Below are 17919 nucleotides of genomic sequence, written 5' to 3'. Positions count from 1 at the left end.
GCGGTGTCGGCGGGTGCCGGATACCGCCGGTTCCGCGAGGTGGACACGCAGCAATGCGAAAGGACCCCTCCCCCTTCGGAGGGGTCCTTTCGCGTTCGCCCTTCCTGCCGGACCGGAGCTGAGAAGACTTCCGGAGATGAGGATGAAGCTCGGCCTTGCGGCGATGCTGGCGTTGCTGACCGGGGCCTGCACCGATTCGGCGCGAGTGGCTCCGAAACCGCCCACCACCCCACGCGCCGTGGCACCGGCCCCGGCACCGAAGAACCAGCTCACCGTGGTGGCCGCCGGTGATCTGCTGGTGCACCCGCCGCTCACCGAGCAGGCCGCCGCCGACGCGCAGGCAGCAGGCCGTACCGGGCACGACTTCACCCGGGTGCTCAGTGCGATTCGTCCCCGGGTGAGCGCTGCCGACCTCGCCATCTGTCACATGGAGACACCGCTGGCGGATCCGCAGGGCCCATTCACCGGATGGCCGGCCTTCAGCGTGCCGCCGGAGTTGGCCGACGCGGCGGCCTGGGCCGGATTCGACACCTGCTCCACGGCATCCAACCACTCGCTGGACACGGGCATGGAGGGCATCACCCGGACCCTGAACAACCTTGACCGGGTCGGGCTGCGGCACGCCGGCACAGCCCGCAGCGCCGAGGAGGCGGCCCGGACGAACATCCTCGACGTGGCGGGCGTGAAGGTCGCCCAGCTGTCGTACGCGCTGAGCTTCAACGACATCCCACTGCCGGACGGCAAGCCGTGGGCGGCGAACCTCATCGACCGGGACGCCATCCTCGCCGCGGCGCACCGGGCGCGGGCGGCGGGCGCGGAGATCGTCATCCTCTCCATGCACTGGGGGACCGAGTACCAGAACGCGCCGAACGACGACCAGCTGGACCTCGCCCAGGAGTTGCTCGCCTCGCCCGACGTCGATCTGATCATCGGACACCACGTCCACGTGGTACAGCCGTTCGAGAAGATCGGCCGGAAATGGGTCGCCTACGGGATGGGCAACCTGACCGCCCGGTTCGACGACGGCTCCCCGGAGAACACCCAGGACGCCGTGGTGCCCGAGTTCACCTTCACCCGCACCACTTCCGGGGGCTGGGAGGTCACCAATGTGAGCGTGCTGCCGACCTGGATGGAGTACCGCCCGGCGGCTCGCGTGGTCGACCTGGTCGGCGCGGCCAAGGACCCGGCGGTGTCCGCCGGGCAGCGGGCGCACTATGCCGAGATTGAGAAGCGGATCAACGGGTACGTGGGCATGCGCGGCGCCTTCGAAGCGGGACTGCGCCCCCTCTCCTGACGACCCGCCGGCCGGTGCCGGGCGGCCGTGACGGACGTGCCTCCACCCACGGTCGCCCGGCCGCCCACATTGGTCGCTCACACCAGGCCGTGCGCGAGCATCGCCTCCGCCACCCGACGGAAACCGTTGATGTTCGCGCCGGCCACGTAGTCACCCGGCAGGCCGTAGTCCTGGGCGGTGGCCCAGCAGCGGGCGTGGATGTCCCGCATGGTCTCCCGCAGCCGCTGCTCCGACTGGGCGAACGTCCACGAGTCGCGGCTGGCGTTCTGTTGCATCTCCAGTGCGCTCACCGCCACGCCGCCCGCGTTGGCCGCCTTGCCCGGGGCGAACTTCACCCCCGCCCGGCCCAGGATCCGCACGGCCTCCGGCGTGGTGGGCATGTTCGCCCCCTCCACCACCGCGATGCAGCCGCCGGCCACCAGCGCCGCGGCCTCAGCGCCGCCGATCTCGTTCTGCGTCGCGCACGGCAGCGCCAGGTCGCAGGGCACCTCCCAGACGGTACGACCGGTGACCGCCACCGCGTCCGGCACGTGCTTGACGTAGGTGTCGAGCCGGACCCGGCGCTCCTCCTTCAGCTCCCGCAGCAACTCCAGGTCGATGCCCTGCTCGTCCAGCACGTACCCGTGCGAGTCGGAGCAGGCCACCACCCGGCCGCCGAGCTGGTGCACCTTCTCGATGGCGTAGATCGCCACGTTGCCCGAGCCGGACACCACCACCCGCTTGCCTTCCAGGCTGTCCCCGGCCTGCTTCAGCATCTCCTCGGCGAAGAAGACCGCCCCGTACCCGGTCGCCTCCCGGCGCACCTGCGCGCCCCCGTACGACAGGCCCTTGCCGGTGAGCACCCCCGACTCGTACCGGTTGGTGATCCGCTTGTACTGGCCGAACAGGTAGCCGATCTCCCGACCGCCGACGCCGATGTCGCCGGCCGGCACGTCGGTCTGCGCGCCGATGTGCCGGTACAGCTCGGTCATGAAGCTCTGGCAGAAGCGCATCACCTCCCGGTCCGAGCAGCCCTTCGGGTCGAAGTCCGCGCCGCCCTTGCCACCTCCGATCGGCAGGCCGGTCAGCGCGTTCTTGAAGATCTGCTCGAAGCCGAGGAACTTGACGATGCCCAGGTAGACCGACGGGTGGAAGCGCAGCCCGCCCTTGAAGGGGCCCAGTGCGCTGTTGAACTCCACCCGGAAGCCGCGGTTCACCCGGATCCGGCCGCGGTCGTCCTCCCACGGCACCCGGAAGATGACCTGCCGCTCCGGCTCGCAGATCCGCTCGATGATCCGTGCGTGCGCGTACTCGGGGTGACGGGCCAGGGCCGGGCCGATGCTCTCCAGCACCTCCCGTACCGCCTGGTGGAACTCGGGTTCACCCGGGTTGCGGTTGACCACGTCCGCGAACACCGTCTCGATGGTCTCCGGCATCACCCGACACGTCCCTTCCGGTCCCGGGCTGCCCCGTCGCCCCACCGGATCGGCCTCGCGCCGACCGTCCCCGGATACGATAATCACCATCGTCCGGTTCACTGGTCCCGTGGACGAGTTGATCTGGGGCGCCGCGCGAGCCTCCCGTGACTGGCTGGACGGCGCCAACGGGCGCCGGGGACACCGAGCTGACCTGCCGGTGGCACCCTGGTCCTCACCGCGGGTTGGTGAATCGGCCGGATGGTGCGGGCGGCTGGCCTCGTGGCCGGCGCGCGTCGGTGACGGCTTCGGCGGCGCGAGCGAGGCGGCGGACGGCCTCGTCCATGAGCTCGGGCGGGGCCGCGGCGTAGGTCAGGCGCAGGTGCGGCGCCGGGGGTTCGGCCGCGTACCACGGGCGGCCGGGGAAGACGATGACGCCTTCGGCGGCAGCCGCGCCGGCCAGTGCGACGTCGTCGGTGCCGTCGGGCAGGCGGACCCACAGGTGCAGGCCGCCACGGGGGATCATCGCTGGGGCGAGCTCCGGCAGGTGCCGGCGCAGCGCCGTCAGCAGCGCCTCGCGCCGCGCCCGCAGCGCGGTGCGCAGGGTGCGGCGGTGCCGGGTCCAGGACGGGGCGGTGACGAACTCCAGCGTGGCCTGCTGCAGCGGACCGGCCACGAAGAAGTCGTCGAGCAACCGGGCCGAGCGCAGCCGGGCACCGGCCGGGCCGCGGGCACCGATCGCGGCGACCCGCAGCCCGGGAGCGGCGGACTTGGTCAGTGAGCGCAGGTAGACGACATGCCCGTCGGGGTCGTCGGCGGCCAGCGGTGGTGGGCCCTCTCCGTCGATGGTGAGGTCGCGGGCGTAGTCGTCCTCGATCAGGAATGCACCGGCGTCTCGGACGGCGTCGGCGACCCCGGCTCGGCGGTGAGCTGCCAGGCTCGCACCGGTCGGGTTGGCGTGCAGCGGTTGGCAGTAGAACAGTCGCGCGCCGGTGCGGGCGAACGCGGCGGCGAGCTGGTCCGGGCGTACGCCGTCGGCGTCGGCGGGCACCGGCACCACCCGCAGCCCGGCCGCCCGGGCCGTGGCCAGCGCCCCCAGGTACGTCGGAGATTCGACGAGCAGGGTGTCGCCGGGCGCGGCGAGCGCGCGCAACGCCGACGACAGCGCCGCCTGCCCGCCCGGGCAGATCACCATGTCGTCGGCGTGCAGCCCGGTCCCGGCCTCGCGGGCGAACCAGGCGCGCAGGTCCGCGCGTCCCTCGGCCGGTCCGCGCTGCCAGGCTGCGGGCTGCCGGGCGGCGCGGGCGAGCGCGGCGCCGAGCGCCGCGGCCGGCTGCAGATCGGCGTCCAGGTAGCCGCCGGACAGCGGAATCGCTCCCGGCCGCGGTAACGCCAGTAACGCCTGCATCTCCTCCTCGCCCGGTCTGCGGGCGCCGAGCGCCACCGTCTGCCAGGACAGGTCGGGTGCGCGCCGCTCGTCCGGCCGGGCGGCCACGAAGGTGCCCTTCCCCGGTCGCGTCTCGATCAGTCCTTGCGCCACCAGTTGCCGGACCGCCTCGGCGACGGTGACCGGTGAGGCCTGGTGCCGGGCGGTCAACTCGCGCACCGAGGGCAGCCGTGTGCCGGCGGCCGCGGCGGCCGTGAGCCCGCGCAGATCTTGGATAACGCGATCCACTGCGTTACCGTTGTCCATGAAGCGGAAGAGTAGCGCTACTGTGGCCGCCACGGTAACGGCGGAACGGTTCATCGGCCTCACCCTCGGCGCGCTGGGCGTGCTCGCCTTCAGCATGTCGCTGCCCGCCACCCGCGTCGCCGTGGGGCACCTCGACCCGTGGTTCGTGGCCTTCGGCCGGGCCGTCGGCGCGGCGCTACTGGCCTGGGCGTATCTGCGTTTCACCGGCGCGCCGCGGCCCACCCGCCGCCAGTGGCGGCGGCTGTCGATCGTGGCCGTCGGCGTCGTCGTCGGCTTCCCGCTGTTCACCTCGTTGGCACTGACCACCCAGACCGCCGCGCACGGCGCGGTCGTCATCACCGTGCTGCCCGCCATGACCGCCGTGTTCGCGGTACTGCGGGCCGGCGAGCGCCCACCGCCGCTGTTCTGGGTCGCCAGCGGCGGCGGGCTGGTCGCGGTGCTCGCCTTCCTGATGACCAGCGGGGCGGTGCACGGCGCACTGTCGACCGCCGACCTGTTCCTGCTCGCGGCGGTCGTCCTGTGCGGGCTGGGCTACGCCGAGGGCGGCTCGCTCGCCCGGGAACTCGGCGGCGCCCGGACGATCTGCTGGGCGCTGCTGCTCTCGCTGCCGGTCACCCTGGTCATCACGCTCGTCGCCGCCGTGGCGAATCCCCCGCACGCCGACGTCGCCGCCTGGTCGGCGTTCGGCTATCTCACCGCGATCTCCATGTTCCTGGGCTTCTTCGCCTGGTACGCGGGCCTGGCCCGAGGTGGCATCGCCCAGGTCGGCCAGCTCCAACTCGCCCAGCCGGTACTCACCCTGCTCTGGTCCGCGCTGCTGCTCGCCGAAACCGTCACCCCGGCCTCGATCGGGGCGGCGCTGGTCGTGCTGGCCTGCGTCGTACTGACCCAGCGCACCCGCGACAACACACCGGCGTCCGCCGAAAGCGGAGCGACCACCTCCACGCCCCGCCGACCGGCGGCGGGACACGCGGCGCCCACGCCGACGCGTACCGGGCCGGCGGGTCGCCGGGCGCGGTGATCGCCAGCCCGTGCACCCGCTCCGCGTCGGCCCCGCGGAGGCCGTGAACCCGGTGACCGACCCGGCGAGCTGCGCGTAGAGTCGGGCGGTGGACCGTACCGAATCGCTGCCGGCGCAGACCGTCCCACCTGGCGCGGCGCCCACCGACCCGGGCAGCGTGCTGCTGCCCGGGCACGACGTGCCGCTCGGCCGCTACACCACGGTGCGGCGGCTGCTGCCGCAGCGGCAGCGGCGGATGGTGGGCGCCTGGTGCTTCGTCGACCACTTCGGACCGGATGACGTCGCCGAGCGGCCGGGCATGGAGGTGCCGCCGCACCCGCACACCGGGTTGCAGACCGTCACCTGGCTGCTCGACGGAGAAATCCTGCACCGGGACAGTCTGGGCAACGTCCAGCCGATCCGCCCGGAGCAGCTCAATGTGATGACCTCCGGTCACGGCATCGCCCACTCGGAGCGGTCACCGGCGGCGCACCCCCCGGTCATGCACGGCGTCCAGCTCTGGGTGGCGCTGCCCGACCCGGCGCGGGCCGGCGCGGCGGACTTCGCCCACCACGCGGAGCTGCCCCGCTGGCGCGACGGCGACCTCGACGTGACCCTGCTGGTCGGCGAGGTGGGCGGCGAGCGTTCGCCGGCCGTGGTGCACACCCCGCTGGTGGGCGCGCAGCTCGAGGTCCGCGGCCCGGCGCCGGCCACCCTGCCGCTGCGCCGTGACTTCGAGTACGGCCTGCTGGCGATGTCCGGCTCCGCCGAGGTGGACGGGGTGCCGTTCGCGCCGGGGGCGCTGCTCTACCTGGGCTCCGGTCGGGCCGTGCTGACCCTGCGCGCCGCCCCGGGCAGCCGGCTGCTGCTGCTCGGCGGTACGCCGTTCGAGGAGCCGCTGGTCATGTGGTGGAACTTCGTGGGCCGCTCACACGAGGAGGTCGCAGCCGCCCGGGAGGACTGGATGGCGGGCCGCCGGTTCGGCGCCGTCGCCGACGATCCGGCACCCCCGCTGCCGGCCCCGGCGCTGCCCACCACGCGACTGAAGGCGCGGGACCGCAGCGGCGGTGTGCTCGGCTGAATGCCCGGCCCCGGCGCGGGTAGACCCGGGCATGCCGACCAGTGTGATTTCCAGCATCGAGGACAAGAAGCGGCTGGTCCGCCGGCTCGCCGGGGACGGCCGGGGGTTCGCCGAACGGTACGGGTTCCGGGTCATCAACAACCCGTCCTCCCTGTTCCAGGTGCTCTACCTGTCCGTTCTGCTGGCCCGCCGCGGCGACTTCCGCAAGGCGGTCGACAGTGCGGTGGCGCTCCGGGACAGCGGATGGGACAGCGCCGCCCGGCTGGCCCGGTCGTTGCACGCCGACCGGGTACGCGTGCTGCGCGAGGCGGGCCAGCGCGGCGATGTGGACCAGTTGGCCACCGTGCTCGGTGACCTGGCCCGTGCCGTCGTGGACCGCTACCGGGGCGACCTGCGCCGGTTGCGGACCGCGGCGCAGCAGGATCCGCCCCGGGAACGGCGGTTGCTCCGCGACCTGCCCGGTGTGGACGACGACGTGATCGAGTTGTTCCTGCGCGAGGCCCAGGCGGTGTGGCGCGAGGTGGCGCCGGTGGCCGACAAGCGGGCCCTGGTCGCGGCCCGCCGGCTGGGGCTCGGCCGCTCCGCCGACGACCTGGCCGGGCTGGCCGGCAGCGGTGAGTCGGAGCGACTGGCCTGGCTGGTGGGTGCACTGGCCCGAGTGGACCTGGAGAAGCGGTACGCGGAGCTGACGAGCTGATCGGGACGTGCGGCGGGACACACTTTCGCGATAGTCACCCGTTCGGCTGATGTTGCATTGTATGATGATCGTGGCAGCGATGCCCGCCCGGTTCGGGCGAAGATCCACCGCTTGATGGTCGCGACCCGGTTCGGGCGCGGACCACCAAGGACAGGTGCTGCGTGGCGCCCCAGGTCGCGGTTCGTGACCCGGGGCGCCCGCCTGTCGGGGGCTCATCGCGCCAGGCTGGCCACCAGGTTGACGGTGGCCGCGATGATGACGGATCCGAAGAGGTACGCGAGCAGCGTGTGGGCGAGCACGGTCCGCCGCATCTCGGTGCCGGACAGGTCGGTGTCCGAGACCTGGAACGTGGCCCCCACCGTGAACGCCAGGTAGGCGAAGTCCGCGTAGCAGGGCGGTTCGGGTTGGTGGAAGTTCACCCCGCCCGGCGTGCCGCTGTAGTACAGCCGGGCGTACCGGGCGGCGAACAAGGTGTGCACCACGAACCAGGAGACCACCACGCTGAGTACGCCCAACCCGGCGTTGGCGTCCAACGGAAGGCCGGAGCGGGCGGCGTGCGCCTTGGTCAGCACCACCCCGACCCCGACCAGGCTGGCCATGCAGGCGACCAGCAGGAGCACGTCCCGGACCGCCCGATTCGGATCCTCGCTCACGGCCAGCCGCGCCGTCCGGGCGGCGTCCAGCCGCCACAGCCGGCCCCAGAGCAGGGCCAGCCAGGCCAGCGCGGCGGCGTCCCAGCCCACCAGCGGGCCGAGTGCCGGCGAGGCCAGCACCCCGAACAGTCCACCGCAGACGACCCCGACCAGCCCCATCACGGCGAGCTGGACCCTGGCCGGGGTGTGCCCGTCCGGGACGCCGCGGCCCGGGCTCCGCACCGGCGGGTGTCAGATGCCGCGTACGTGCTGCGAGACCCGGTTGTGCTTGTCCCGGGCCTGCGCCGCGCGCTGCGACCGGTCGACCTCGGGGGCGGCGTCGATGCCCGCCGAGCGGGCCACCTCATTGCCGTTGGCGTAGTCCACCGGCGGCAGCGCCCGCAGCGCCTGCAACACGTCCGGCGGCGCGCCCTCCCGTTCGGCCTCCCGGATGACGTCGTCCTTGCCGGCCGGATAGTCCAGCGCCGACAGGTAGTCCAGGACGTCCGTGTAACTCGCCATGAGTCGGGCTCCTCGCGCCTCGGTTGCGGTCACGACCGGCGGCGGTTACCCGCCGGGCCGCCGGTCACGCACGGGACGGGCGGAAAATCCCGTCGTTTCCGCGCCCCGGTGGCGGGTAGGCGGCCGATCCGCAGACCGAAGGGGGCACCACCGATGCAATACCTCACCTTCGTCGACCAGGTCGCCCGGCGTACCGGGACGTCCGAGGAGCGGGCGGCGGAGCTGGCCCGGGCCACGTTGGAGACCCTGGCCGAACGGTTGACTGGCGGCGAATTGCTGGATCTCGCCGCGCAGCTGCCGAAGGGGCTCCAGCGGGTGCTCAAGCCCCACCCGAGTGCCGAGGCGGCCGAACGGTTCGGGGCGGCCGAGTTCGTCGCCCGGGTCGCCCGACGGGCCGACATCGACGAGAACGCCGCGCGGGACACCATTCGGGCCGTGTTCACCACCCTGCGCGAGGCGATCACCGGCGGGGAGTTCAACGACGTGGTGGTGCAGCTGCCCCGCGATTTCCGGGACATCGTGGAGCCGGCACTCGCGCCGGCCAGCGCGCGCCGCAGGTGAGGCGCGCCGCTCGGCCGCCCTGAGCGGTCGTGCCCCCGCGCCCGAGGGCTGACGAGGCCGTCCGCTGCGGCGCCGCCCCGGTAGCGGTCAGGCGACCTGGCCGGCGGCGCGCAGGGCGGCGATCCGGTCGGCGTCGAAGCCGGCCTCGGTGAGCAGTTCGTCGGTGTGCTCGCCGGGCCGCGGGGGCGGCCGGCGTATGGCCGTGGGGGTCGCCGAGAAGCGTGGCGCGGGCGCCGGTTGGGTGATCCCGTCGTGGTCGACGAAGACGCCCCGGGCCGCCAGGTGCGGGTGCTCCGGCGCCTCCGTCCAGTCCAGCACCGGCGCGACACAGGCGTCGGATCCGGCGAGCAGCTCCGTCCACTCGTCCCGGGTCCGGGTGCGGAACAGGCGCGCCCACGCCGTACGCAGCGCGGGCCAGTTGGCCGGGTCGGTCCGGTCCGGGGCCTCGTCGCCGGCCAGCGGGAAACCGGTGCGCCGGATCAGCTCGTCGTAGAACCGCGGTTCCAGCGCGCCCACCGCGAGGTACCGCCCGTCGGCGCACTCGTACGTGTCGTAGAAGGGGGCGCCGCCGTCGAGCAGGTTCACCCCGCGCCGGTCCTGCCACCTGCCGGCCGCGCGCAGCGCGTGGATCTGGGTGGCCAGCACCGACACGCCGTCCACGATGGCCGCGTCGACGACCTGGCCGGGCGCGCCTGCCCGGACCGCGTACAAGGCGGCGACGACGCCGAGGGCCAGCATCATCCCGCCGCCGCCGAAGTCGCCGAGCAGGTTCATCGGCGGCACCGGGCGCTCGCCGGCCCGGCCGATGCCGTGCAGCGCGCCGGTCAGCGCCAGGTAGTCGATGTCGTGGCCGGCGGTGTGGGCGAGCGGTCCGTCCTGGCCCCAGCCGGTCATCCGCCCGTACACCAGCCGAGGGTTGACGGCGAGGCAGTCGTCGGGGCCGAGGCCGAGCCGCTCGGTGACCCCGGGCCGGAAACCCTCGAGCAGCGCGTCCGCCCCGGCCACCAGCGCGAGCACCACCTCCCGCCCCTCGGCGGACTTGAGGTCGACGGCGAGCGAGCGGCGGTTGCGGGTGAGCAGGTCGCCGGGCATGCTGCCGAACTCGTCCGGGGCGGTGCGGTCGACGCGGACCACGTCCGCGCCGAGGTCGGCCAGCATCATCGCGGCGAACGGGCCGGGCCCGATGCCGGCCAGCTCGATCACCCGTACGCCGGCGAGCGGGCCCTCATTGGTCATCGCGTCACCATAGGTCCCCGGCGCACTACACACCATGGTCCGCCGCCGCACCCAGCAGTTGACCAGGGCAATCATTCGACCCGGGGGCATCGATGCGGACTTGGCGGGCACGCTGAGGTTGCCCTAACCTGGAGCGCGCGAGGGGAGTACTTCCCACGAACCATTCCGGTCAGTACGGCGTGCCCGGCACGCCTCGGGTGGTTGCCCACGAAGGGTGGGTGAAGGAGACCTCGAACATGACACGGTGTTCGAGGAGATCCCATGACCGAATTGTCGTACCTGTCCGCGGCTGAGCTGTCTACGGTCGGCACCCCCACCCTGTGGGCGGTGACCATCGCCGGCGTGCTCGCCCTGCTGGTGCTCGACTTCCTGGTCACCCGCCGCCCGCACGAGGTGTCGCTCAAGGAGGCCCTCGGCTGGTCGGCCTTCTACGTCGCCCTGCCGCTGGCCTTCGGCGCCTGGGTCTGGTCCCGGTACGGTTCGGAGTTGGGCGTCCAGTACCTGACCGGCTACCTGGTGGAGAAGTCGCTCTCGGTCGACAACCTCTTCGTCTTCATGCTGCTGCTGGCGGCCTTCGCGGTGCCCGCGGTACTGGCCCAGCGGGTCCTGCTCTACGGCATCGCGGGTGCGTTGGTGCTGCGCGCGGTCTTCATCGCCCTCGGCGCCGCCGCCCTGCAGAACCTCGACTTCGCCTTCCTGCTGTTCGCGATCATCCTGATCGCCACCGCGGTCAAGCTGCTCCGCGACGCGCTCTCCGGGCACGAGCAGGAGGTCGACATCAACAAGATGCGGTCGGTGAAGCTGCTCCGCAAGGTCATGCCGGTGGTCGAGGAATACCAGGGCACCAGGATGACCGTGCGGCAGCACGGCCGCCGCGCGCTCACCCCGCTCGCCCTCGTGGTGGTCGCGGTGCTCGCCACCGACGTGGTCTTCGCCGTCGACTCGGTGCCCGCCGTCTACGGCATCACCGAGGACCCCTACCTGGTCTTCGCCACCAACGCGTTCGCCCTGCTCGGCCTGCGCGCGCTCTACTTCGTGCTGCACGCGGCGCTGAGCCGCCTGGTGCACCTCAGCTACGGCCTGGCCGTCATCCTCGCCTTCATCGGCGTCAAGCTCGGCCTGCACTGGGCGCACGGCGTCTGGCCGGGGGTGCCGCAGATCCCCACGCTCGCCTCGCTCGGCGTGATCATCGGCGTCCTCGTGGTGGTCACCCTGACCAGCCTGCGCACCACCCGGAACCGGGAAGCGGGCGACGCAAAGGTCGTCGCCGAGCGGCACTGAAACCGCCGGACGGAGCCGCCGCGGTGGTCACCCACCGCGGCCGGTCCGGCCGAACCCCACGCCCCGCCCACCCCTGCGGTGGTACGACTGACGGGTGGGAATCGTGTCGCCGGGCTTCCAGGGCCGGCCCCGCACGGCCGAGCCGGCCCTGCCGCCCGGGCAGTACCTCACCGAGGACTGGCCGGTGCTCTCCGCCGGCCCGACGCCGAAGGTGCCGCTGGACACCTGGGAATTCGTCGTCAGCACCGAGACCGGCGCCGAGTTCCGCTGGTCCTGGTCCGAGCTGATGGGGCTGCCGCAGGAGACGCCGACGGTGGACATCCACTGCGTCACCCGCTGGTCCAAGCTCGGCACCAACTGGCAGGCCGTCTCCCTGGACACCCTGCTCGAGGGCATCGACACCGACGCGCGGTACGCGCTGGCCCACTCGTACGGCGGGTACACCACGAACCTGCCGCTGGACGACCTGCGCGGCGGGCGGGCCTGGGTGGCGCACACGTACGAGGGTGGCCCGCTCCCGGCCGAGCACGGCGGCCCGGCCCGGCTGCTCGTGCCGCACCTCTACTTCTGGAAGTCGGCGAAGTGGGTGCGGGGCATCCGGCTGCTCGTCGACGACCAGCCCGGTTTCTGGGAGACTGCGGGCTACCACGACTACGGCGACCCGTGGCGCGAGCAGCGCTACCAGGGCGACTGAGGTGTCCGCGCCCCCGGCCGGCAACCGTGTCGCCGTGCCGCTGACCTGGCGGGTGGCCCGCCTGGCCGAGCGCCGGATCGAGACGCCGACCGCGCAGACCCTGGTCCTGGACGTGCCCGGCTGGCCGGGGCACCTGCCGGGGCAGCACGTCGATGTCCGGCTCACCGCCGCCGACGGCTACCAGGCGGCCCGGTCGTACTCGCTCGCGGAGCCGGCCGACGCCGGCCGGATCGCGCTGACCGTGCAGCGGGTGCCCGACGGGGAGGTGTCGCCGTACCTGATTGACGTGTGGGCCGCGGGCGACCCGGTGGAGGTACGCGGGCCGGTCGGCGGCTGGTTCGTCTGGCGTACCGAGCAGACCGCGCCGGTGCTGCTGGTGGCCGGCGGCTCCGGCGTGGTGCCGCTGATGGCGATGCTTCGGGCCCGCCGTGCCGCCGGCAGCCGGGCGCCCTTCCGGCTGATCTACTCGGTGCGCAGCCCCGCCGACGTCTTCTACGCCGACGAACTGCGCCGCCGCGTCCGCGAGGACCAGGGCCTGGACGTGGCGTACGTGTACACCCGACAGGCGCCGGAGGACTGGCGGGGCGAACCGCACCGGATCAACCTGGCCGACGTCAACACCCACGGCTGGCCGCCTGATCTGGACCCGCTCTGCTACGTCTGCGGTCCCACCGGCTTCGTGGAGACCGTGGCGGACCTGCTGGTGGGCCTGGGCCACCCGACCCGGCGGGTGAAGACCGAACGCTTCGGACCGACCGGGTGACCGAGGAGGGCGCATGACCGACATGTCCTACCTGGACGGCAACATGCTGGACGGGCCGCTGCGGGAGATCTTCGCGGTGGACCTCAGCACCGCCACCGGCCGGTGCGCGCACTGCGGCACGGCCGGCCCGATGGCCGGGCTGCACGTCTTCTCCCACGCCCCCGGCCTGGTCGGCCGCTGCCCGGTCTGCGAGCAGGTGATGCTGCGGCTGGTCCGCGCGCCCGACCGCGCCTGGTTGGACCTGCGCGGGGCCACCGTCCTCGAGCTGCCGATGCCGCTCGACCAGCCCCACCCCGGCCCGCTGTAGCGCCCCCTCGCGCGGCAGGAACCACCCGATCGCCGATGTCGCGCGATCAGCTCGCCCTCGACACGCCCACCTCGGCGACCTGGAGTCCGATCCGTTGGTCTGCCCGGCCCAGCGGTGGGGAGGCCGGCCGGCCTCCCCACCGGCGGTTCAGCCGGACGTGTCCGCGAGTCGTCGCCAGGCCAGTGCGGTGAGCACCGCCAGCGCGCCGGCGGCGAGCCAGAACGGCGCCAGGAGACTTCCCGTCACCTGGGCGACGAGTCCGCCGGTCACCGTGCCGACGGCGGCCCCGCCCAGGTCGGCGAGGGAGTAGACGCTGTTCACCCGGCCGCGCAGCCGGTCCGGCACGAGCCGCTGCCGCAGCGACACCACGAGCACGCCCCACACCATCGCGTGCACGCCCCAGACGGCGAGGGCCGCCCCGGCCACCCAGGGCTGCCGGGTGGTCGCCAGCACGACCTGGAGCCCGATCTCCATCAGCAGCCCGACGCGCAGCAGCGTGGGGGTGCCGAACCGGGCCCGCAGCCGGACCGCCAGGGTGCTCCCGGCGAGCCCGCCCAGCGCGGAGGCGGTCAGCAGCAGGCCGTACCCGACCTCGGTGAGGCCGAGCCGCTGCCGGGCGTACAGCACGAACGCGGCGAACGCCGTGCAGAACGCCACGTTCATCACCGCGATGCAGCCGGCGAGGGTCCGCAGCACCGGTACGGCCCACAGGGCGCGTAGTCCGGCGGCGATGTCCGCCCGCAGCGAGCGCTTCGGGCCGGCGTCCGCGGCCGCCGCGGGTGGGACCGGCCGCCAGCGCAGCAGGGCCAGCAGCAGCGCGGCCAGCCCGAAGGTGGCCGCGTCGAAGCCGAACGGCAGCGCCGCCGCGACCACGAAGAGGTACGCCCCGAGCGGCTTCGCGGCAAACTGGTTGCCGATCACGAAGGTGGCGAAGAGGCGGCTGTTGGCCTGCTCCAGCCGCTCGGGCGGGACGACCGACGGCAGCAGCGCCCCGGCGGCGGTGTCGGCCAGGGTCTCCCCGACGCCGGCGAGGAAGAACGCCAGGCAGATCAGTGGCACGGTGGCCACCCCGGCGAGCACCGCCCCGGCCAGGGCGGCGAGGACCAGGCCCCGGCCGACGTTGACCCCGATGATCAGCCGGCGCCGGTCCAGCCGGTCCACGAGCGCCCCGCTGACCAGGGCGAACAGCAGCCAGGGCAGTTGCGGGCCGAGGGCCGCGGCGGCCACCGCGGCCGGGTGCGGGGTGAGCGAGGCGACCAGCAGCGGGCCGGCGACCAGGGTCACCCCGTCGCCCAGGTTGGAGACGGCGGTGGCGGTCCAGAGGCGGCGGAAGTCGCGGCCTAGCCGGCCGGTGGGAACGGTGACCGTCATGCCGGCCACCGGAGAGGGGTACGCGGTCCGGGCACGACGGGGTGCCCGGACGGATTGTCCGGAAACACGAGGATCTCCCTCGGAAGCGATGTGGTGGCGTACGCACGCCAGGACGGGGGACCCGCGCGGGGCGGGTCGCCTGATCGCTTCGCGGCGAGGGTGGTGCCGAGGGACCGACCCCGGGAACCCGGGGGAAGGCGCGGCGGGGTCGACGGTCCGGCGGGGGAGCGCCGGGTGGGCCGGGCGGCGGGCGCCGCCGGCGGCTCGGGTCAGGACACCATGGTCCCCAGCGGCGAAGCGGAAACCAGCACCGTGCCGAACAGAACCTTCGCCATGCGCGACCTCCCGTCGTCCAGGCCCACGCTAGGCGATCCCGATCCGGCGGGCGACCCCCGATTGGACAGCGGACCGGCCGGTGGCCGAGAGTGAGGCCCCGTGAGATACCTGCGTACCGACGGTCGGGTGGGCATCCGGCGGCCCCGGCCCGCCGACGAGGCCGAGTTCATCGCCGCCGCCCGGCGCAGCCAGGAGCTGCACCACCCGTGGCTGTCCGCCCCCGACGACGCCGACCGGTACGCCGCGTACCTGCGCAAGATCCGAGGGCGGGACAGCTCCGGCTACCTGTTCTGCGACCGGGCCACCGGGGAGATCGCCGGATACGCCACCATCAGCGGCATCGTCATGGGCGCGCTGCGTGGCGGCTACCTGGGTTACGCCGCCTTCCTGCCGTACGCCGGCACCGGGCACGCCTCAGCCGGCATCCGCCTGGTCATCGCGCACGCCTTCACCGCGCTCGGGCTGCACCGGCTGGAGGCGAACATCCAGCCCGGCAACGAGCCGTCGAAGCGGCTGGCCCGCCGCCTCGGCTTCCGGCTGGAGGGCTTGTCGCCCGACTACCTCTTCATCGACGGCGCCTGGCGGGACCACGAACGGTGGGCGATCACCGCACCGGAGCCCGAGCGGCCCTGACGCGGCGGTGGCGGTCGCCGTCCGGGCGACCGCCACCGCGTTGCCGTCGGCTCAGCGGCCGGGCCCGCGCGCCTGCGGGCGCTGCCCGGTCAGCCGTTGCAACTTCGCCTCCTTGTGCTCCACCCGCCGGCGCTGCCGGGGCGTGAGCCACGGACGGCCACTCTGCTGGTGGTAGTTGGACACGCGCCGGTCGGTCGGCAGGATGCTCACAGCGGGCCCCCTTCGATGGTCTGGACGGCGAGCGGGACGTCCCGCAGCGCCGGCACCTCCTGGCGCTGCGGCTCCCGGGTCAGGGTCGCGGTGCCGCGGTCCGCCCGGACGTCCAGGTAGGGCGGACTGTCGCCGGCGGCCTGGTCGGCCAACGCCACGGCGACCGGGGCGCGGCACTGCCGGTCCGGCCGGACCTGGATGGTCTGCCCCGGGCGGACCAGATACGAGGCGCGGTTGACCTTGCCGCCGTCGACCGTGAACGTGTTGTGTGCGACCAGGTCGCGGGCCTCGTTGATGGAGCGGGCGAACCCGGCGCGGTGCACCAGCACGTCCATCCGCTGCTCCAGCTGGCCGGTCAGGTTCTCCGTCGAGTCACCGGGTTGGCTGACGGCCGCCACCAGGGCCCGGGCCAGTTGCCGGTCCCGCAGCTCGTAGCGGGCGCGTACCTGGTGCCGTGCGGTGTCGGCCAACCAGGGGCCCCCAGGCGCGCGTCGCGGCCCGCCGCGTACGCCCACCGGATGCCGCTGCCGCCGCATGCGGTAGCCGTAAGCGGGGTGGATCGGGAACACGTCCTCGGGTGCGGGACGTACCGTGGTCCGGACCGCCATGTCGCTTCCTCCCTCGGCTCTCGCGGTCCCACCACCCTCCGTCGCCATCGGGTGAGGCCACCCCACCCGATCCGGGTGACGCTCAGCTGCCGGGCCTCGGGAAGGCCACTGGGCTGCGGTGCCCGTCCCGGTCCACCGCCCGTACGCCGAAGAAGACGTTGTCCTTGGACAGGTCGATGGTCACCTCGGTGACGTCACCGACCGGGAGCACCTTCTGCCACTCGGCCGCGGTGGTCTCCCGCCACACCACCTCGTAGCCGGCGAGGTCGGGCTCGGTGCCGCGCTGCCAGCGCAGGGTGGTGTCGTTGGTCAGGTTGGTGGTGACGATGGTGACCCTCTTCGGGGTGCCCGGCGCCTGGGCCAGGGACCAGAGCGTGGCGCCGTTCACCCGGGCCACCCGGGTGATGTAGTCGAAGTCGCAGAACTCCGGCAGATCCCCGTACTGGACGCCGTCGACCGTCCGGACGTCCTGGTGCTGATGGGCGAAGTCCTCGTTCGGCTCGGTGAACCGACCGGCCGGCCAGCCCTGGCGCAGGAACGAGATGTGGTCGCTGCCGCGCAGGTAGCGGTCCCGCCGGTAGACGACCCGGACCCGCATCCCGGTCGCCCCGTTCTCCGCGACGTCGCTGACGAACCGGGCGAGCTGGCGGGACGGCGAGTCGTTCTCGCCGCCGACGGACTGCCGCGTGTTCGCCTCGGCCGGGGTCTCGGCGGTCGGCACCCCCTCGGCGAAGAGTCGGACGACTCGCGGGTCGCGGGTGCCGTCGTCGGCGGTGCTGCTGCCGACGATGTCGTTGCTGAACATGCCCTGCACGTCCACGCCCGCCGCCTTCAACTGCCCGGCCAGGTACGTCGAGCCGTACAGGTTCTGCTCCTCGCCGGCCACGGCGGCGAAGACGATGGTGGCCTCGGTGGGACGGGTGGCCATCACCCGGGCCAGCTCCATGACCACGGCCACGCCGGAGGCGTCGTCGTCGGCGCCCGGGGCGTCGCTCACCGCGTCCATCACGTCGGTGGCTCGCGAGTCGTAGTGGCCGGTGATCACGTAGACCCGGTCCGGGCTGGCGTCGCCGCGCAGGGTGGCCACCACGTTGGTGATCCGGGTGGCGGTGGGGATCCGGGAGGCGGGCTGCTGGACGTACGACTGGAGCTCCACCGTCATCCGGCCGCCGGAGGCGGCGGCGTATCCGGAGAGCTGCTGGTGGATCCAGTCCCGGGCGGCGCCGATGCCCCGGACCGGGTCGTCCTGGCTGGAGAGGGTGTGCCGGGTGCCGAAGGCGGCGAGTCGCCGTACGGTGGCCTCGATGCGGTCCCGGTCGACCTCGCGCAGCAGCGCGGACAGCTCCCGGCCGGGCGGCTGGGGCACGATCGGGTGGCCGGGGCCGGGCGGCGCGACCGCCTCCTCGGCGACGGCAGGCGTGGCGGCGAACGGTGCGGCGACGGTGGCGGCGGTGGCTGCGGCGGAGGCGGTCAGGAAGGTCCGTCGGGTCGACCTCGTGGGCCGGTCGCCGGCGGTCTCGTGCGATCCCATCCGCGCATCCTCGCCCCTGGCCACGAGGTTTGTCTATATCGTCTGCCCTGGATGCGACGGCCGTTAGGTCACCCC

General features: G+C 73.6%; 19 protein-coding genes. 10 read left to right on the top strand and 9 right to left on the bottom strand.

Annotated features, from left to right (window positions below):
- Window positions 1-136 precede the first annotated feature (136 nt).
- Entirely contained in the window at window positions 137-1294 is a 1158-nt protein-coding gene (locus tag ACGF4F_RS14375) for a CapA family protein (protein WP_357445822.1), read from the top strand.
- 77 nt (window positions 1295-1371) lie between these two features.
- Here the strand turns inward: ACGF4F_RS14375 and gdhA are convergent, their stop codons facing one another.
- Together gdhA and ACGF4F_RS14365 are read right to left on the bottom strand one after the other, a co-directional pair.
- Window positions 1372-2709, bottom strand: coding sequence for an NADP-specific glutamate dehydrogenase (gene gdhA, locus ACGF4F_RS14370; RefSeq protein WP_393077632.1), 1338 nt, complete (start codon window positions 2707-2709; stop codon window positions 1372-1374).
- Between the two features lie 214 nt (window positions 2710-2923).
- The gene (locus tag ACGF4F_RS14365; protein WP_393077629.1) at window positions 2924-4381 is read right to left on the bottom strand and encodes a PLP-dependent aminotransferase family protein; all 1458 of its coding nucleotides are present in this window, start codon (window positions 4379-4381) and stop codon (window positions 2924-2926) included.
- A 22-nt stretch (window positions 4382-4403) separates the two neighbouring features.
- Here ACGF4F_RS14365 and ACGF4F_RS14360 point away from each other — a divergent pair, with 22 nt between their 5' ends.
- From ACGF4F_RS14360 to ACGF4F_RS14350, 3 genes are all read left to right on the top strand, one after another.
- Entirely contained in the window at window positions 4404-5402 is a 999-nt protein-coding gene (locus ACGF4F_RS14360; protein WP_357445831.1) for a DMT family transporter, read from the top strand.
- 88 nt (window positions 5403-5490) lie between these two features.
- Window positions 5491-6462 (top strand): pirin family protein, encoded by a 972-nt coding sequence (locus ACGF4F_RS14355; protein WP_357445834.1) that lies wholly within the window; start codon window positions 5491-5493, stop codon window positions 6460-6462.
- Window positions 6463-6493: 31 nt separating this feature from the next.
- Window positions 6494-7159, top strand: a complete 666-nt coding sequence (locus tag ACGF4F_RS14350) for a hypothetical protein (RefSeq protein WP_393077626.1) — start codon at window positions 6494-6496, stop codon at window positions 7157-7159.
- Between the two features lie 212 nt (window positions 7160-7371).
- On the opposite strand, the gene ACGF4F_RS14345 is transcribed toward ACGF4F_RS14350, so the two are convergent.
- Both ACGF4F_RS14345 and ACGF4F_RS14340 read right to left on the bottom strand, forming a co-directional pair.
- Window positions 7372-8034, bottom strand: a complete 663-nt coding sequence (locus ACGF4F_RS14345; RefSeq protein WP_393077623.1) for a DUF1345 domain-containing protein — start codon at window positions 8032-8034, stop codon at window positions 7372-7374.
- Between the two features lie 9 nt (window positions 8035-8043).
- Window positions 8044-8313, bottom strand: coding sequence for a DUF2795 domain-containing protein (locus ACGF4F_RS14340; RefSeq protein WP_357445842.1), 270 nt, complete (start codon window positions 8311-8313; stop codon window positions 8044-8046).
- Between the two features lie 153 nt (window positions 8314-8466).
- On the opposite strand from ACGF4F_RS14340, the gene ACGF4F_RS14335 reads away from it, so the two are divergent.
- A complete protein-coding gene (locus ACGF4F_RS14335) occupies window positions 8467-8874 on the top strand; it encodes a DUF2267 domain-containing protein (RefSeq protein ID WP_073836542.1) in 408 nt (135 codons plus the stop codon).
- Window positions 8875-8961: 87 nt separating this feature from the next.
- On the opposite strand, the gene ACGF4F_RS14330 is transcribed toward ACGF4F_RS14335, so the two are convergent.
- Complete coding sequence (locus tag ACGF4F_RS14330; RefSeq protein ID WP_393077620.1) at window positions 8962-10110, bottom strand: CaiB/BaiF CoA transferase family protein; 1149 nt, start codon at window positions 10108-10110, stop codon at window positions 8962-8964.
- 261 nt (window positions 10111-10371) lie between these two features.
- On the opposite strand from ACGF4F_RS14330, the gene ACGF4F_RS14325 reads away from it, so the two are divergent.
- The 4 genes from ACGF4F_RS14325 to ACGF4F_RS14310 all read left to right on the top strand — a co-directional run bounded on the left by ACGF4F_RS14325 (window position 10372) and on the right by ACGF4F_RS14310 (window position 13155).
- The gene (locus ACGF4F_RS14325) at window positions 10372-11391 is read left to right on the top strand and encodes a TerC/Alx family metal homeostasis membrane protein (RefSeq protein WP_393077617.1); all 1020 of its coding nucleotides are present in this window, start codon (window positions 10372-10374) and stop codon (window positions 11389-11391) included.
- 103 nt (window positions 11392-11494) lie between these two features.
- Window positions 11495-12085 carry a sulfite oxidase-like oxidoreductase gene (locus ACGF4F_RS14320; protein WP_357445929.1) on the top strand — a complete coding sequence of 197 codons (591 nt, stop codon included), beginning with the start codon at window positions 11495-11497 and terminating at the stop codon, window positions 12083-12085.
- Window position 12086: 1 nt separating this feature from the next.
- Window positions 12087-12848, top strand: a complete 762-nt coding sequence (locus ACGF4F_RS14315; protein WP_393077614.1) for a ferredoxin reductase — start codon at window positions 12087-12089, stop codon at window positions 12846-12848.
- Between the two features lie 13 nt (window positions 12849-12861).
- Complete coding sequence (locus ACGF4F_RS14310; protein WP_357445855.1) at window positions 12862-13155, top strand: DUF6510 family protein; 294 nt, start codon at window positions 12862-12864, stop codon at window positions 13153-13155.
- A gap of 147 nt (window positions 13156-13302) precedes the next feature.
- Here ACGF4F_RS14310 and ACGF4F_RS14305 read toward each other — a convergent pair whose 3' ends face one another.
- Window positions 13303-14526, bottom strand: coding sequence for an MFS transporter (locus ACGF4F_RS14305; protein ID WP_393077611.1), 1224 nt, complete (start codon window positions 14524-14526; stop codon window positions 13303-13305).
- A gap of 435 nt (window positions 14527-14961) precedes the next feature.
- Here ACGF4F_RS14305 and ACGF4F_RS14300 point away from each other — a divergent pair, with 435 nt between their 5' ends.
- Window positions 14962-15495 carry a GNAT family N-acetyltransferase gene (locus tag ACGF4F_RS14300; protein ID WP_393077608.1) on the top strand — a complete coding sequence of 178 codons (534 nt, stop codon included), beginning with the start codon at window positions 14962-14964 and terminating at the stop codon, window positions 15493-15495.
- 51 nt (window positions 15496-15546) lie between these two features.
- On the opposite strand, the gene ACGF4F_RS14295 is transcribed toward ACGF4F_RS14300, so the two are convergent.
- The 3 genes from ACGF4F_RS14295 to ACGF4F_RS14285 all read right to left on the bottom strand — a co-directional run bounded on the left by ACGF4F_RS14295 (window position 15547) and on the right by ACGF4F_RS14285 (window position 17844).
- Entirely contained in the window at window positions 15547-15705 is a 159-nt protein-coding gene (locus tag ACGF4F_RS14295; RefSeq protein WP_393077605.1) for a hypothetical protein, read from the bottom strand.
- Window positions 15702-16313 (bottom strand): 30S ribosomal protein S4, encoded by a 612-nt coding sequence (gene rpsD / locus ACGF4F_RS14290; RefSeq protein WP_393077602.1) that lies wholly within the window; start codon window positions 16311-16313, stop codon window positions 15702-15704. Before rpsD ends, ACGF4F_RS14295 begins: the two co-directional genes overlap by 4 nt.
- Before the next feature lie 82 nt (window positions 16314-16395).
- Window positions 16396-17844 (bottom strand): M20/M25/M40 family metallo-hydrolase, encoded by a 1449-nt coding sequence (locus tag ACGF4F_RS14285; RefSeq protein WP_393077599.1) that lies wholly within the window; start codon window positions 17842-17844, stop codon window positions 16396-16398.
- Window positions 17845-17919: the final 75 nt, after the last annotated feature.

The organism is Micromonospora sp. NPDC047740 (assembly GCF_043204735.1).
In the GTDB taxonomy this organism is placed as follows: domain Bacteria; phylum Actinomycetota; class Actinomycetes; order Mycobacteriales; family Micromonosporaceae; genus Micromonospora.
Note: the sequence above shows the minus strand (reverse complement) of the source record. Positions and strands in the feature narration are given on the sequence as shown.

Excerpts from the sequence above, each read along its gene's own strand:
- ACGF4F_RS14375 (WP_357445822.1), top strand. The coding sequence starts at position 137 with ATGAGGATGAAGCTCGGCCTTGCGGCGATGCTGGCGTTGCTGACCGGG.
- gdhA (WP_393077632.1), bottom strand. The coding sequence starts at position 2,709 with ATGCCGGAGACCATCGAGACGGTGTTCGCGGACGTGGTCAACCGCAAC.
- ACGF4F_RS14365 (WP_393077629.1), bottom strand. The coding sequence starts at position 4,381 with ATGGACAACGGTAACGCAGTGGATCGCGTTATCCAAGATCTGCGCGGG.
- ACGF4F_RS14350 (WP_393077626.1), top strand. The coding sequence starts at position 6,494 with ATGCCGACCAGTGTGATTTCCAGCATCGAGGACAAGAAGCGGCTGGTC.
- ACGF4F_RS14340 (WP_357445842.1), bottom strand. The coding sequence starts at position 8,313 with ATGGCGAGTTACACGGACGTCCTGGACTACCTGTCGGCGCTGGACTAT.
- ACGF4F_RS14335 (WP_073836542.1), top strand. The coding sequence starts at position 8,467 with ATGCAATACCTCACCTTCGTCGACCAGGTCGCCCGGCGTACCGGGACG.
- ACGF4F_RS14330 (WP_393077620.1), bottom strand. The coding sequence starts at position 10,110 with ATGACCAATGAGGGCCCGCTCGCCGGCGTACGGGTGATCGAGCTGGCC.
- ACGF4F_RS14325 (WP_393077617.1), top strand. The coding sequence starts at position 10,372 with ATGACCGAATTGTCGTACCTGTCCGCGGCTGAGCTGTCTACGGTCGGC.
- ACGF4F_RS14310 (WP_357445855.1), top strand. The coding sequence starts at position 12,862 with ATGACCGACATGTCCTACCTGGACGGCAACATGCTGGACGGGCCGCTG.
- ACGF4F_RS14305 (WP_393077611.1), bottom strand. The coding sequence starts at position 14,526 with ATGACGGTCACCGTTCCCACCGGCCGGCTAGGCCGCGACTTCCGCCGC.
- rpsD (WP_393077602.1), bottom strand. The coding sequence starts at position 16,313 with ATGGCGGTCCGGACCACGGTACGTCCCGCACCCGAGGACGTGTTCCCG.
- ACGF4F_RS14285 (WP_393077599.1), bottom strand. The coding sequence starts at position 17,844 with ATGGGATCGCACGAGACCGCCGGCGACCGGCCCACGAGGTCGACCCGA.